We start from the raw sequence: 13,629 nt of genomic DNA, 5'->3' as shown, positions 1-13,629 counted from the left end.
GCCTGGCTAGGGTGGGTCACGTGACCATGACTTCGTCTGACGAGACCCGTGTCGATCCACTGTGGCGGTCCTGGGAAGGAGCGCACGGCGGCTGGGTCGCCGGCGCCGCGCTGACCGCCGTACGGGACAGGTTCACGGGCGGGGACCGGCCGGTGCGCACGCTGACCACGCACTTCCTCGCCCCGGTCGGCGCCGGTCCGCTGCGCTTCTCGGGCACCGGGCCCATGGCCGGCCGGCGTACCGCCACCTGTCTGTTCACCGGCCACCAGGACGGCGAGCCGGTCGTCATGGGCTCGGCGCTGTTCGGCCCGGCGCGCACCGGCCCCGCGCACTTGGGCCTCCCCGCCCCGGACGTGCCCGGCCCGGACGACTGTCCCGCGCTGGAACTGCCGGCCGAACTCGCCCCCTTCGCCCGGCAGCTGGACATACGCCCGGCCACCGCCGACCGCCCCCTCTCCGGCGGCCCGCGCGCCGAACTCGTCGCCTGGGTGCGGTTCCGCGACGGCCGTACCCTGGACGCCGCCGCGGTCACCACCCTGGCCGACGTCCTCCCGCCCGCCCTCTACGCCCGCTGGCGCGCCCCGCGCCCGGTGCCCACCGCCGAACTGACCGTCCACTTCACCGACGCCCTCGGCGAAGGAGTCCTGGAGGGCTGGACGCTCGTACGCATCCGCACCGAGCACGCGGGCGGCGGCTGGGCGGTCGACGACAGTGCGGTGTGGTCGGCGGACCGGCGGCTCCTGGCCACCGCCCGCCAGGCCCGCGTCGTACGGGAGGCGGCCGGTCAGACCGCGGCCGGCACCGTGAACTCGTAGACCAGGACGTCCTCCTGGGCGTCCATCACCAGCTCGGTGATCTCCAGCGGGCGTGCGTGCTGGTCGTGCACCCGCCGGATGACCCGCACCGACGGCGCCCCCGCGATCCGTGTGATCGTGTCCCGGTGATGCAGGGTCAGACCCGCCCGGCGCATCCAGTCGTAGGCCCGCCGCAGCTCCGCCGCGCCGGTGCCGTCGGCGCGGTCGCGGTAGCGGCCCAGCTCCTCGACCTCCGCGAGCGCCACGGCGGAGAACGAGGTCACCGCCGCCCGCAGCTCCCGCCCGTCGGCCGACGCCGACCAGTACCGGTGCACCAGCGTCGGCCGGGCCGGAGCCACGCCCAGGGCCTCGGCGTGCCCGGACGGCGGAGCCTCCCAGGCCACGGTGGCCCGGGCCACCGCACCCCGCCCGGCACACCGGGCGCCCAGCGGGAAACCGGACCAGGCCGGCGCCTCCACGGACGTGGTCGGCCGGCCGGGCAGCGTGGCGTGGCTGCCCCGCCGGTCCGTGGCGAGGAGTCCGTCGCGGCGCAGCACCTCCAGCGCCTGCCGTACGGTCTCCCGGCTGACCTCGAAGTGCTCGGCCAGCCGCCGCTCGCCGGGGAGGCGTTCACCGGGCGGGATGGCCCCGTCGCGCAGTTCGCCGAGCAGCTCCGTCGCGATCCTCCGGTAGAGCGGTTCCCCTTCGGTGAGCGGATGGTGGTGCGGGGTGGTGCGGGCCATGCCGCGCCTCCTGTTGATGACGGTCCGTAGCCGTGCGGGCTCGTTGCGCCACCACATCTAGCATTGGTCTACACCAGCAGGGAAGGGCGGCCGGGCAGTTCGGCCGGAACCGTACGCTCCCCTCAGCCGTGGGAACGCATCCAGCGCAGCTTGGCCGCCTGCTGGAACGGGCCGCCGCCCTCGTGGTCGTTGAAGTCGTACACCTCGATCTCCTTGTCCTCGTGCGCCCAGGCGTTGAACGCCCCGAACACCGTCGAGGGCGGGCAGGTCTGGTCCTCCAGGGCCGTCGAGAACAGGGCGGGGGCACGGCCGCGGGCGGCGAAGTGCACCCCGTCGAAGTAGGACAGCGTGCCCAGCACGTCCGTGAAGCGGCCGCGGTGCGTCTTGAGGTAGTTGCCGATCTCCCGGTACGGGTTCCGGTCGGTGAGCGTCGTCGCGCGCGGGAAGTCGCACAGGAACGGCACGTCGGGCGCGACACCCGCCAGGTCCGGGACCAGACCGCCGACCGCGAGGGCGATGCCGCCGCCCTGGCTGGCGCCCACGGCGACCGTGCGGCTCGCGTCGGTCAGCGGATGCGAGCGCGCCGCCTCCACCGCCCGTACGGCGTCCGTGAACACCCGGCGGTAGTAGTAGTTCTCCGGGGCGTCGATGCCACGCGTCATGAAACCGGGGTACGCGGGAGCGCCGCCCACCGGGTCGGCGGTGCCACCGCCGGCGCCCCAGGCGCTGCCCTGGCCCCTGGTGTCCATCACGAAGTGGGCCCGGCCCGTGGACGCCCACAGCAGATGCTCGTGCGGCAGCCCGCGGCCGCCGCCGTAGCCGATGAACTCCACCACCAGCGGCAGCGGCTCCTCCGCGTTCGCGGGCAGCGTCAGCCAGCCCTTGACGGGGTGACCGCCGAATCCGGCGAACGTCACGTCGAAGACCCGCACCGTGGTCAGCCCCGCGTCGACCGGCTCGAAACGGGCGTCCAGGTCGTACGAGCGCGCCTCCTCGAGCGTCCCGGACCAGAACGCGTCGAAGTCCTCGGGCGCGGTGGACGCGCTGAGGTACTCGCGCAACTCGTCGAGGGGGAGGTCGAACAGGGCCATCAGGAACCGCCTTCGTGAAGAGACAGTGCGAAGCGATGACACCGTACGTGGATCACCGGCGAGCCCGCCAGAGGTTACGGGCGAAACGCCAGGTCAAAGGTATGGAAAGCGATTTCTCAGAGCCCCGGGTTCCGGGAGGTCCGGCAACGGGCGGCCGGGCCGCCCGGCCGTGGCCCGTCAGCCGAAGCGTTCGATCCGGATCCGTTCCACCGGCTGGCCGGCCGCCACCAGCAGCCTGGAGGCGTGCTCCGCGAAGGAGTTGGAACCGCACACATAGGCCTCCCACCCACTCGGAGGCTGCTTGGCCAGGAAGGGCGCCACATGAGCGGCCGTCATACGTCCCACGGCCACACCCTCCGGGGCGCTCCGCGTGAACACCGCGGTGGTCTCCGCGCCGTACTCGCGCGCGTAGATCAGGTCCTCGGGTCCGCGCGCCGACACCAGCAGGCGCAGCGGTAGCCGCATGTCCCGGGCCCGGTGGTGCCGCACCATCGACATCAGCGGGACCACGCCGGAGCCCGCGCCCAGCAGCAGTGCGGGCCGGTCGCCCGGCCAGGCGAAGAAGCCGCTGAGCGGGCCGCGCATCTCGATCCGGTCACCCGGGCGGGCCACCGTGTGGAACCAGCCGGAGACCTCGCCGTCCTCGACCCGGTCCAGGGTCAGCTCGATGTGCCCGGAGTCGTCCGGCGCCGACGCGATCGAGTAGTGGCGCTGGGCCACATACCCGTCCTCGGCCGTCAGCCGCAGCAGCAGATGCTGCCCGGGAACATGCCCCGGCCAGCCCGGTACCGCGAAGCGGAAGGTCGTCGCGCGCGGGGTCTCGGGACGGATCCCGGTCAGTGTCGCCGTGCGCCACACGGACGCCGTCCGCTCGTTCACGCCGATCCGTCCGGGCACCGCGAAGCGCGTCGGCGGAGCGAAACGCTCCGGTGTCCGCCGGGGCGTGCGCCCCGAGATCTGCTCAGTCACCGGAGTACCGCTGCTCCTCCCAGGGATTGCCCCGCTCGTGATAGCCGTTGCCCTCCCAGAAGCCCGGCTCGTCGTGGTCGAGGAGCCGCAGCCCCGCGATCCACTTGACGCTCTTCCAGAAGTACAGATGCGGCACGATCAGCCGCGCCGGGCCGCCGTGCTCGGCGGGCAGCGGCCGGCCGTCGTACTCCCAGACGATCCACGCCCGGCCGCCGGTCACGTCCGCGAGCGGCAGATTGGCGGTGTAACCGGTGTGCGCATACGCGACCACATGTGTTGCCGACCCATGGGGCCGGACCCCATGGAGGAACGCGTCCAGCGAGACGCCGCCGAACCGCACCCCGAACTTCGACCAGCTGGTCACACAGTGGATGGCGCCCTGGTACGACGAGGCAGGCAGCGCGTGCGCCTGCTCCCAGTCCCAGGTGCGGGGCTCGGCCACCAGCCCGTCGATCCGGAAGGACCAGTCGGCGGGCGCGAGGTCGGGCGTGACCTCCGCGGACAGGACGGGCCAGTCGTCGCCCGCGTCGTACTGCCCCGGCGGCAGTCCGGGGTCGTGCACGCGAGGGCGGCCGGTGAAGCCTCGGGTGATGTTCACGTGATCGGTGATTCCGTTGCGACGGGTGCTCATGTGTTTCCGTGTTCAACCGTACGCGGTGACCCCGGCCGGCGCGTCACCGGACCGGTCACGGCGGCCTGCGCGGCCCCGGTCGCCCGAGGCGCGAAAACGCCGTACGGCCACCGGTGATCGTCGGGTACTGTGTGCCTCCGGCCGCGGACCGTCCCGGCCGGTGGACGTCCTGGAGGTGAGACCCATCACCGCTGTGTCAGATCGGGTGCTCTCACCTCGAAGCGACGCGGGCCACCGGCTGTAGGTGACCGCGAGAGCGCCCTTCGGCTCCCGAAAGGCCCAGGCTCTTGCCGCACATGCCGTCCCAGTCCCCCTCTTCCTCCACCGTCCCGCCCCCGCCGTCCCGTGACGACGTCGTGGCCGCGCTCCGCGCCGCCGGCTGCGTCTTCGCCGAGGACGAAGCCGAGATGATCTTCTCCGCCGCGGTCGCCCCGCGGGACGTCGCCGCGATGACCGAACGCCGGGCGGCCGGACTGCCCCTCGAACTCGTCGTCGGCTGGGCGGAGTTCCACGGCCGGCGCATCATCGTCGAACCCGGTGTCTTCGTCCCCCGCCGCCGTACCGAGTTCCTCGTCGACCAGGCGCTCGCCCAGGCGCCCGCCGCGCGTGTCGTCGTCGACCTGTGCTGCGGCTCCGGCGCCGTCGGCGCCGCCCTGGCCGCCGCGCTCGGCGCGGTCGAACTGCACGCCGCCGACATCGACCCGGCCGCCGTGCGCTGTGCCCGACGCAACATCGCCGCGCTCGGCGGGCAGGTCCACACCGGCGACCTGTTCACGGCGCTTCCCGACGGGCTGCGCGGCCGCGTCGGCATCCTCGCCGCCAATGTGCCGTACGTGCCCAGCGACGAGATCGGCCTGCTGCCCGCGGAGGCCCGCGACCACGAGCCGCTGGTCGCGCTCGACGGCGGCGCGGACGGCCTCGACGTGCTGCGCAGGGTCGCCGCCGAGGCCCCCGGCTGGCTCGCGCCCGGCGGCTGCCTCCTGGTGGAGACCGGCAGCCGCCAGGCCCCGGCCGCCGTCGCCGCCTTCACCGCCGCCGGACTGCGCACCCGGCTGGCCGCCTCCGACGAGGGGCACGCCCATGTCGTGATCGGCGCGGCACCGTCGTAGGACCGCTCAGTCGGCCGGGAGTGTCGCGCGGGCGATGAGCAGGGCCACGTCGTCGGAGTTGTCGGGTTCGTGCAGGGTGCGCAGCAGCAGGTCGCAGAGCTCCTCCAGGGAGTCGCCGGGGTGGTCCAGCAGGGCCAGCAGCCGGTCCAGGCGCTCGTCCAGCGGATGCCGGCGCGTCTCGACGAGACCGTCCGTGTAGAGCACCAGCCGGTCCCCCGGCTCCAGCTCGACCTCGGTGGTGGAGAAGCCGACCCCGCCCACGCCCAGCGGCACCCCGGTGGGCAGCTCGAGCAGTTCGGGTGCGTGACCGGGCCGCAGCCGGGCCGGCGGCAGATGTCCGGCGTTGGCGATCGCGCACATCCGCTCGCAGGCATCGTGGACGACGTACACACAGGTGGCGATCGCCTGGTCCAGGTCGGCGGTGATCCGGTCGAGGTGCTCCAGCAGGACGGCCGGATCCAGGGCGAGGGAGGCGAGGGTGCGGGTCGCCGTGCGCAGCCGCCCCATGGTGGCCGCGGCGGCGATGCCGCTGCCCATCACGTCCCCCACGACGAGCGCCGTCCGGCCGCCCTCCAGCGGGATCACGTCGAACCAGTCACCGCCGACCTCACTGGTGGCGCCCGCCGGCTGGTAGCGGGAGGCGACCTCGAGTCCGCGCGTCACCGGCGGATGGCTCGGCAGCAGGCTGCGCTGCAGGGTGAGGGCGGTGTCGCGGGCGTTCTGGTACCAGCGGGCGTTGTCGATCTGCATCGCCGCGCGGGAGGCCAGCTCCCGCGCCAGCAGCAGATCGTCCTCGTCGAAGGGGCGGGGGTTGCGCGTGCGGGTCAGATCGAGGGTGCCCAGCACCTCTCCGCGCGCGATCAGCGGTACGGCCAGATACGAGTGCACGCCCGCCCGCGCCAGCAGTGCGGCCGCCTCCGGGCCGCGGGCGATCCGGGCCAGGTCCTCGTCCTTCGCCCTCGGCACCATCACCGGCAGCCCGGTGCGTACGCACTCGGTGATCAGCCGGTCCGGCGCGTACCGGGCCACCTGGCCCGGCGGATCGGCCGCCGCCAGCACCTCGCCCGAGGGCGGCCCGCGCACCGCCAGTGCCCGCATCACCGCCGGCTCGGCGGGCCCGAGGGTGCTGCGCCGGCCCTGCACGACCGCGTCCAGCAGGTCCACGGCGGCCTCGTCGGCCAGTTCCGGCACGGCCACGTGGACCAGCTCGCCGGCCGTACGCTCCAGGTCCAGGGTGGTGCCGATCCGGGCGGTGGCGTCGGCGATCACCGCGAGCCGCCGCCGGGCGGTCTCGGCCTCGGCGTTCGCCCGGTACCGCTCGGTGATGTCCTCCACCGACACGGCGACGCCCAGCGTCGTACCCAGTGAGTTCTCCAGCCGGTACAGCGACACCGACCAGGCGTGCTCCGTGTCGGGATCGGCCGGGGTACGGCCGGTCGTGGACCGGTCGACGAAGGGCGTGCCGGTCGCCAGGACCCGGTGCGCGGCCGCCTCGAGCACCTCGGCGTCCACCAGCGGCAGCACCTGGCGGACCGTGCGGCCCAGATGGTCCTCGGCCGGTGTGCCGTTGATCCGCTCCAGCGCCGGATTGACCGACACATAGCGCAGATCGGTGTCCAGCACGGCCAGCCCGACGGGCGACTGGTCGACGATCCGGGTCGACAGGGCCACGTCCTGCTCCAGCCGCCGCACGGTCGACTGGTCCACCGCGAGACCGAGGGCGTACACCTTCCCCCGGTCGTCGGTCAGCCGTGAGTTGCGGAACTCCACCAGGCGGGTGCCGCCGTCCTTGCGGCGGATCGGGAAGACCCCGGCCCAGCTCTGTCCGGTGCGCATGACCTCGGCGAACAGCTTCGACACGAGGTCCAGATGCCGCTCGTGCACCATGATCCGGGCGGCGTACCGGCCCAGCGCCTCCTGCGCGCCGTACCCGAACAGTTCCTCGGCCTGGGGGCTCCACAGCACGATCCGCCCCTCGGTGTCCAGGACCACCGAGGCCACCCGCAGCACATCGAGCAGCCCGCTGGGACGCACCGGTCCGGCACCGCCGGCCGGGGGAGACCCCGCTGCACTCATCCCACGCTCCGTCTTCACCGATTCCCACGGCCCGCCGTCACCGGCCGCCTGCCGGCGCCTTCTCCGTTCCACCGCGCGGGAGCACGGTTGTCCGCCGTTCCACGTGTCTCCTTCCAGCTTCTCCCACCCGCGCGGGGCACGCCGCGTGAAGGCGCCCGCGCGCGGTAGTGCTCTTCGGCGGCCGGTGCTTTGCTGAGGTGCGGGGGCGGCATGGCCATGAGAGGAGCGATCACGATGGGCAGCGAGCGACCGCACCCGGAATCCGTCTCGGTCGAGATCAGCGGATGCAGCAAGGACGACGCCCGGATCGTGTTCGACACGCTGTGCGCGTGCTTCACGTCCGACCGGTGCGCCGACGACGTACCGGAGGAGTTCTCCGAGACCCGCCCGACGGTCTGGCTCGGCACCTTCGACGTCGCCGACGCGCGCGAGGGCGCCCGCCCGGACGCCCGGATCGCCGCGTCGGTCGACGCCGACGTGCACGGCGGCTACTGGGCGATCGACCGGTTCCGTACGACCCTGGACTCCCTGTTCACGGTGCACGACCTGACCACGGTCCCCGGTGACCAGGAGAAGGAGCTGCACGTACGACTCGAAAGCCGGTGACGCCCGTGTGCCCTCCGTCTCTTATGCAACTAGTTGCATAACCCGGTGCGCGTGCCCTACAAATACAGGCACGACACCGCGCACGGAGGGCCCGATGAGCCGTTACCCCCACCTGCTGAGCCCCCTCGACCTGGGCTTCACCACCCTGCCCAACCGGGTCCTCATGGGCTCCATGCACGTCGGTCTGGAGGAGGCCGAGGGCGGCTTCACCCGCATGGCCGAGTTCTACGCCGCCCGCGCCCGCGGCGGAGTGGGCCTCATCGTCACCGGCGGCATCGCCCCCAACGACGAGGGGCGGCCCTACGAGGGCGGCGCGAAGCTCACCACCGCGGCCGAGGCCGGCCGGCACGAGGAGATCACCGCCGCCGTGCACCGCGAGGGCGGGCGCATCGCGATGCAGATCCTGCACTTCGGCCGGTACGCCTACCACAAGGACCTGGTCGCCCCCAGCCCCCTCCAGGCACCGATCAGCCCCTTCCGGCCCCGCGAGCTCACCGACGCCGAGGTGGAGCGCACCGTCGACGACTACGCGCGCGCCGCCCGCCTCGCCCGGGAGGCCGGCTACGACGGCGTCGAGATCATGGGCTCCGAGGGCTATCTGATCAACGAGTTCATCGCCCGGCAGACCAACCACCGCACCGACCGCTGGGGCGGCTCCTACGAGAACCGCACGCGCTTCCCCGTCGAGATCGTCCGCCGGGTGCGCGAGGCCGTCGGCGACGACTTCATCGTGGTCTACCGCCTCTCCATGCTCGACCTGGTGCCCGGCGGCTCCACGCTGGACGAGGTGATCACCCTCGCCAAGGCCGTCGAGGCCGCCGGAGCGACGATCATCAACACCGGTATCGGGTGGCACGAGGCCCGCATCCCCACCATCGCCACCTCCGTGCCCCGGGGCGCGTACAGCTGGGTGACCAAGCGCCTCATGGGCGAGGTGTCGGTCCCGCTCGTCACGACGAACCGCATCAACACCCCCGACCTCGCCGAGCGGCTGCTCGCCGACGGCACGGCGGACATGGTGTCGATGGCCCGCCCCATGCTCGCCGACCCCGACTTCGTCGCCAAGGCCGCCGACGGCCGCCCGGAGGCGATCAACACCTGCATCGGCTGCAACCAGGCCTGCCTCGACCACACCTTCAGCGGGCAGATCACCTCCTGCCTGGTCAACCCGCGCGCCTGCCACGAGACCGAGCTGGTCCTCTCCCCGACCCGCCGCCGCAAGCGCGTCGCCGTCGTCGGCGCGGGCCCGGCGGGCCTCGCCTGCGCCGTCAGCGCCGCCGAACGCGGCCACGACGTCACCCTGTTCGACGCCGCGAGCGAGATCGGCGGCCAGCTCAACGTCGCCCGCAAGGTCCCCGGCAAGCAGGAATTCGACGAGACCCTGCGCTACTTCCGCACCCGCCTCGCCGAACTCGCCGTCGACGTACGCCTCGACACCCGCGTCAGTGCCGACGACGTGAGCGGACACGACGAGGTCGTCGTCGCCACCGGAGTCACCCCGCGCGTCCCCGACATCCCCGGCGCCGACCACAGCAGCGTCCTCGGCTACCTCGACGTGCTCCGCGACGGAGCCCCCGTCGGCGACCGGGTGGCGATCCTCGGCGCGGGCGGCATCGGCTTCGACGTCGCCGAGTTCCTCACCGACGGCGGCGACAAGGCGCACGAGAACCCCGAGACCTACTTCCGCCAGTGGGGCGTCGACCTCGACTACCGCGCTCCCGGCGGCCTCGCCGCACCCGAGCGTCCCGCCCCGCCGCGCACCGTCCACCTGCTCCAGCGCAAGACGTCCAAGGTGGGCGCAGGTCTCGGCAGGACCACCGGCTGGATCCACCGCACCGAACTCAAGCACCGCGGCGTCACCATGGTCCCGGGCGTGCGCTACGACCGGATCGACGACGCCGGACTGCATGTCACCGTCGACGGCGAGAGCAGCGTCCTCGAGGTCGACACGATCGTCCTGTGCACCGGGCAGGAGCCGCGCCGTGACCTGTACGACGAGCTGGTCGCCGCCGGACGCCCCGTCCACCTGATCGGCGGCGCCGACGTGGCCGCCGAACTGGACGCCAAGCGGGCCGTCAAGCAGGGCACGGAGCTGGCGGCGGCCCTGTAGCACCCGTCCCTAGGATGAGCGGCATGTCACTCCCGCACGCGATCCTCACCGCCCTGCTCGAAAGGCCGTCGTCCGGGCTGGAGCTGACCCGCCGGTTCGACCGGTCGATCGGCTACTTCTGGTCCGCGACGCACCAGCAGATCTATCGCGAGCTGGGCAGACTCGAGGCGGAGGGCCTGATCAGGGCCCTCCCCTCCGAGCAGCCGGCCCGGGGGCAGAAGAAGGCGTACGAGGTACTGCCGGCCGGGCGCGCGGAACTGGCCCGCTGGACCTCCGCGTCCCAGGACCCCAAGCCGCACCGCGACGCGATGCTGCTGCGGCTGCGGGCGGCGGCCGTGGTCGGCACCGACGGCCTGGAGGCGGATCTGCGGCGCCACCGGGAGCTGCACGCACTCCAGTTGGCGGAGTACCGGGAGATCGAGCGGCGCGACTTCCCGCCCGGCAAGGACGGACCGGAGGACCGGCTGCGGCATCTGGTGCTGCGGGCCGGGATCGACCTGGAGACCTTCTGGACCCAGTGGCTCGACCACGCCCTGTCCGAGTTCGCCCGGCTGCCGGACACCACGCGGGAGTGACCCCCGGCGGGGGAGTCGACGCCGGCCGCCCGCCCGGAGCGCGTCGGATACGAGGGCGGCCGGCGCCGGTCTGGGGGTGTCATGCGGGACGGGCCGGGCCCCGGGCCCCTACAGGTGCTGCGGCCGGTCGCGGCGGCGCAGCAGATACCAGGCGGTGGCGGCGATTCCCGTGCCGACCAGCGCGCCGCCCGCCACCAGCGTGACCGTGCCGTAGTCCGTCGTACCGCCGCCGAGGCCGCCCATCACCCCGAGGGTCGGCGAGGACGTCGGAGTCACCGTGGAACCGGGCGTCGTGGGACCGGGCGCCGTGGAGACGACGACGGACTGCGTGCCCGCCGTGCTGCCGTCGGCGCACAGCACGACCACCGTGTAGGTGCCCGGACTGACGTTCGACCAGGCGGCCGACTGCCCCGAAGCGCTCCCCGACAACGCCACCTGACGGCCCTGCGAGAAGCTTCCCTGGCCGCCGCCGAGCAGCGAGGCGGTGCCCCATTGGCCGTTGACCTGGGTGCACGCACTGGTGACGACCGAGACGGTCGACCCGGTGGTGCTGACGGAGATCCCGGCCGCGACGGCGGGTCCGGCCAGGGTCAGTGCGAGGGCGGCGGCGGCAGCCGCTGCCGGACCGGAGCGAAGCAGTGGCTTCGAGATGCGCATGTCGACTGCTTTCCGGCGGCACGGCCGGCGGTACATCCCTTGCGCCGCCTAGTCGGGGAGCGCCCGTGCTGCCACGAGCCAAGCCAACGGGCCCCCGCACCGGCGCGCACTCCGGTCGCCGCCGGGCAGGTGACGCGTTCCCCCTGGTGGTCGACCTCGTGGGACCCCGTCAGCGGCCCGTCGTCACCGTGCGTTCCGCGGAGAGGCCGCCCCAGGTCCCGTCCGGCAGCTTCGCCCGGATCCGCACCCGGTGGGTGATCCCGTCCTCCCGGCCGGCGTAGAAACGGTACGTCGCCCGGTCGCGCGGGGCGTCACCGCCGTAGACGAGCGACGTGGCGACCTTGCCGTCCAGCCGCACCTCGTACTCGGTGACGACGCCGTCGACGCGCGGCGGCACCCAGGTGAGCACCAGGTAGTGGGCGCCGTCGGAGAGTTCGGCCGCGGCCCGGAAGCCGGTGGGCGCGGTGGCCCGGCCGTCCGCGTCGCCGCCGGTGGTGAGACGGACCGCGGCGCCGGCGGGGGAGAGGTTGCCGGCCGCGTCCCGGGCCCGGACGGTGAAGGAGTAGCGGGTGCCCGGCCGCAGTCCCGTCACCACGGTGGCGGTCTGGCCGCCGCCCACACTGTGGATCTTCGTTCCGCCCTGGAAGATGTTGTACGACACCACACCCTGGTCGTCCCGTGCGGCGGACCAGGACAACTGGGCCGCCCGGCCTCCCGCCGCCCGGCCGTGCAGCCCGCCGGGCGGAGTGGGGGCGGTGGTGTCCGCCGGGGCGGCCTCGGGTGTGGTCGCCCGCACCTCCTCGCTGCGCGGCCCGAGCCGCCCGTCCGCGTCCCGGGCCCGGATGGTGAACACATAGGTGGTCGCGGGCCGGAGCCTGGGGACATCCACCATGTGCTCGGAACCGGGCACTTCCCTGATTTTGGTGGTGCCCCGATACACCTCGTAACGACTCACCTCGGCGGCGACCGTGTTCCACATGACATGCACGCTGGTGGCGCTGCCTGCCTCGGCCGTGACACCGGTCGGCGCCCCGGGCACGCGTTCACCGGCCCCGGCGTCGTCCGTGCCGCCCGAGCGGCAGGAGGCGAGCAGCAGCAGGGCCCCGGCGGTCGCGAGAAGGCGACGCGGGAACACGGCGGAGGGAACGCCACGCACGACTCTGCCTCCCGGCTCGGCACGGAACATCCGGTAATGGTCCGTACCAATATGACCGGCTGACGCGGCCACATCAAGAGGGTGGGTGCGGACGGAGCGCCGGCCCGCGTTACGTATGCTGAAGCCGTGAACGGCCCGAACCGCCCTTCAGGAGAGGCGAGTTCGGGGTCGTGGCGCGGACCGCTGTCGTCGCAGATCCCGCGCCGGTGCGGGTGGCCGGACGGCCCGGGCCGACATGGGCCCGGGTCCCCGGCCCCTGTGGTGGCCGCTGGTGCGAGCCTGCGCCGTCCGGCCCAAGCCGAGGCCGCAGTGTTACAAAATCGGTACTGAATGGTGCAAAGTGCCGTGGGTGCGCGTCCCCGTCCCCGACGAGAGGCCCCCTCGACCGTGTCCCCAGTCCCCTCGCTCACCCTGGCCGTGGCCGGAGCCGCCCTGCTGGCTCCCTCCGCGCTCCCTGTCCCCGTCCCCGAGCCCCCGCCCCGCAGCGCACCGGTGGCCCGGCGCGCCGCCCCCGTCACCGCCGCCGACCTGCTGGCCGGGGTGCGCGGCTGCACCCCCGTCTCCCACGGCCGCTACCGCAAGGACCAGGGCGCCAAGGCCACCGTCCCGGTGTGCGGCACGCGCGGTGCCGTGTTCTGGAAGGCGGACATGGACATCGACTGCGACGGACGCCCCGGCCGCCACTGCAACGCCCGCACCGACCCGTACTTCTCCGGCTCCACGGCCTTCGCGCAGTCCGACGGCCGCCCGCTGAGCTCCGAGAAGACGCCCTATGTGGTGGTGCCCGCCCCCAGCGAGCGGTGGAACTACTGGGCCCACGGCGTACGCGGCGGATCGGTCGCGGCGGTCGTGTACCGCGACCGGGTGCGGTACGCGGTCGTCGGCGACACCGGACCCGCCGGCATCATCGGCGAAGGCTCCTACGCCCTGGCCGAGTCGCTCGGTGTCGACCCCGACCCGCGCGCCGGAGGCACCCCGTCGGGCGTCACCTACATCGTGTTCGAGAACAGCCGGGCGACGCCCATCGAGGACCACGCGGCCGTGGTCAAGGAAGGCAAGCGCCTCGCCCGGCGGTTCGTGAACGACCCGGGCTGAGGCGGCCGGCGGAAGCA

13 protein-coding genes are annotated in these 13,629 nt (G+C 73.5%); 6 read left to right on the top strand and 7 right to left on the bottom strand.

Going from position 1 to position 13,629, the window contains the following annotated elements; translation table 11 throughout:
• The first annotated feature begins 26 nt into the window (after positions 1–26).
• Positions 27–815 carry an acyl-CoA thioesterase gene (locus IF28_RS0121890; protein WP_078621318.1) on the top strand — a complete coding sequence of 263 codons (789 nt, stop codon included), beginning with the start codon at positions 27–29 and terminating at the stop codon, positions 813–815.
• On the opposite strand, the gene IF28_RS0121885 is transcribed toward IF28_RS0121890, so the two are convergent.
• The 4 genes from IF28_RS0121885 to IF28_RS0121870 all read right to left on the bottom strand — a co-directional run bounded on the left by IF28_RS0121885 (position 785) and on the right by IF28_RS0121870 (position 4,195).
• On the bottom strand, positions 785–1,537 hold the full coding sequence (locus IF28_RS0121885) for a GntR family transcriptional regulator (RefSeq protein WP_030223096.1): 753 nt from the start codon (positions 1,535–1,537) through the stop codon (positions 785–787). The genes IF28_RS0121890 and IF28_RS0121885 overlap by 31 nt on opposite strands.
• 122 nt (positions 1,538–1,659) lie before the next feature.
• Positions 1,660–2,628: an acetylxylan esterase gene (locus tag IF28_RS0121880; protein WP_030223093.1), complete on the bottom strand. Its 969-nt coding sequence runs from the start codon at positions 2,626–2,628 to the stop codon at positions 1,660–1,662.
• 177 nt (positions 2,629–2,805) lie between these two features.
• The gene (locus IF28_RS0121875) at positions 2,806–3,525 is read right to left on the bottom strand and encodes a ferredoxin reductase (RefSeq protein WP_051713830.1); all 720 of its coding nucleotides are present in this window, start codon (positions 3,523–3,525) and stop codon (positions 2,806–2,808) included.
• A 64-nt stretch (positions 3,526–3,589) separates the two neighbouring features.
• Positions 3,590–4,195, bottom strand: a complete 606-nt coding sequence (locus tag IF28_RS0121870) for a sulfite oxidase-like oxidoreductase (RefSeq protein ID WP_030223089.1) — start codon at positions 4,193–4,195, stop codon at positions 3,590–3,592.
• A 329-nt stretch (positions 4,196–4,524) separates the two neighbouring features.
• Here IF28_RS0121870 and IF28_RS0121865 point away from each other — a divergent pair, with 329 nt between their 5' ends.
• A complete protein-coding gene (locus IF28_RS0121865; protein ID WP_030223086.1) occupies positions 4,525–5,337 on the top strand; it encodes a putative protein N(5)-glutamine methyltransferase in 813 nt (270 codons plus the stop codon).
• Between the two features lie 6 nt (positions 5,338–5,343).
• Here the strand turns inward: IF28_RS0121865 and IF28_RS0121860 are convergent, their stop codons facing one another.
• A complete protein-coding gene (locus tag IF28_RS0121860; RefSeq protein ID WP_030223084.1) occupies positions 5,344–7,413 on the bottom strand; it encodes a SpoIIE family protein phosphatase in 2,070 nt (689 codons plus the stop codon).
• Between the two features lie 234 nt (positions 7,414–7,647).
• Here IF28_RS0121860 and IF28_RS0121855 point away from each other — a divergent pair, with 234 nt between their 5' ends.
• The 3 genes from IF28_RS0121855 (at position 7,648) to IF28_RS0121845 (ending at position 10,704) form a co-directional block, all read left to right on the top strand.
• Positions 7,648–8,019 (top strand): hypothetical protein, encoded by a 372-nt coding sequence (locus IF28_RS0121855; RefSeq protein ID WP_030223081.1) that lies wholly within the window; start codon positions 7,648–7,650, stop codon positions 8,017–8,019.
• Between the two features lie 94 nt (positions 8,020–8,113).
• A complete protein-coding gene (locus IF28_RS0121850) occupies positions 8,114–10,129 on the top strand; it encodes an NADPH-dependent 2,4-dienoyl-CoA reductase (protein WP_030223078.1) in 2,016 nt (671 codons plus the stop codon).
• Between the two features lie 23 nt (positions 10,130–10,152).
• On the top strand, positions 10,153–10,704 hold the full coding sequence (locus tag IF28_RS0121845; RefSeq protein WP_030223075.1) for a PadR family transcriptional regulator: 552 nt from the start codon (positions 10,153–10,155) through the stop codon (positions 10,702–10,704).
• A gap of 108 nt (positions 10,705–10,812) precedes the next feature.
• On the opposite strand, the gene IF28_RS0121840 is transcribed toward IF28_RS0121845, so the two are convergent.
• Both IF28_RS0121840 and IF28_RS0121835 read right to left on the bottom strand, forming a co-directional pair.
• Complete coding sequence (locus IF28_RS0121840) at positions 10,813–11,361, bottom strand: hypothetical protein (protein ID WP_030223072.1); 549 nt, start codon at positions 11,359–11,361, stop codon at positions 10,813–10,815.
• A gap of 169 nt (positions 11,362–11,530) precedes the next feature.
• A complete protein-coding gene (locus IF28_RS0121835; protein WP_030223069.1) occupies positions 11,531–12,517 on the bottom strand; it encodes a fibronectin type III domain-containing protein in 987 nt (328 codons plus the stop codon).
• A 387-nt stretch (positions 12,518–12,904) separates the two neighbouring features.
• Between IF28_RS0121835 and IF28_RS0121830 the strand changes: the two genes are divergently transcribed.
• A complete protein-coding gene (locus IF28_RS0121830) occupies positions 12,905–13,612 on the top strand; it encodes a glycoside hydrolase family 75 protein (protein ID WP_051713824.1) in 708 nt (235 codons plus the stop codon).
• The last annotated feature ends 17 nt before the right edge of the window (positions 13,613–13,629 follow it).

This window comes from Streptomyces sp. NRRL WC-3626 (assembly GCF_000718785.1).
Classification (GTDB): Bacteria; Actinomycetota; Actinomycetes; order Streptomycetales; family Streptomycetaceae; genus Streptomyces; species Streptomyces edwardsiae.
Note: the sequence above shows the minus strand (reverse complement) of the source record. Positions and strands in the feature narration are given on the sequence as shown.

What these genes read in the sequence shown, in the direction of transcription:
- IF28_RS0121890 (WP_078621318.1), top strand. Translation starts at nt 27, where the DNA reads ATGACTTCGTCTGACGAGACCCGTGTCGATCCACTGTGGCGGTCCTGG.
- IF28_RS0121885 (WP_030223096.1), bottom strand. Translation starts at nt 1,537, where the DNA reads ATGGCCCGCACCACCCCGCACCACCATCCGCTCACCGAAGGGGAACCG.
- IF28_RS0121880 (WP_030223093.1), bottom strand. Translation starts at nt 2,628, where the DNA reads ATGGCCCTGTTCGACCTCCCCCTCGACGAGTTGCGCGAGTACCTCAGC.
- IF28_RS0121860 (WP_030223084.1), bottom strand. Translation starts at nt 7,413, where the DNA reads ATGAGTGCAGCGGGGTCTCCCCCGGCCGGCGGTGCCGGACCGGTGCGT.
- IF28_RS0121840 (WP_030223072.1), bottom strand. Translation starts at nt 11,361, where the DNA reads ATGCGCATCTCGAAGCCACTGCTTCGCTCCGGTCCGGCAGCGGCTGCC.
- IF28_RS0121865 (WP_030223086.1), top strand. Translation starts at nt 4,525, where the DNA reads ATGCCGTCCCAGTCCCCCTCTTCCTCCACCGTCCCGCCCCCGCCGTCC.
- IF28_RS0121855 (WP_030223081.1), top strand. Translation starts at nt 7,648, where the DNA reads ATGGGCAGCGAGCGACCGCACCCGGAATCCGTCTCGGTCGAGATCAGC.
- IF28_RS0121845 (WP_030223075.1), top strand. Translation starts at nt 10,153, where the DNA reads ATGTCACTCCCGCACGCGATCCTCACCGCCCTGCTCGAAAGGCCGTCG.
- IF28_RS0121850 (WP_030223078.1), top strand. Translation starts at nt 8,114, where the DNA reads ATGAGCCGTTACCCCCACCTGCTGAGCCCCCTCGACCTGGGCTTCACC.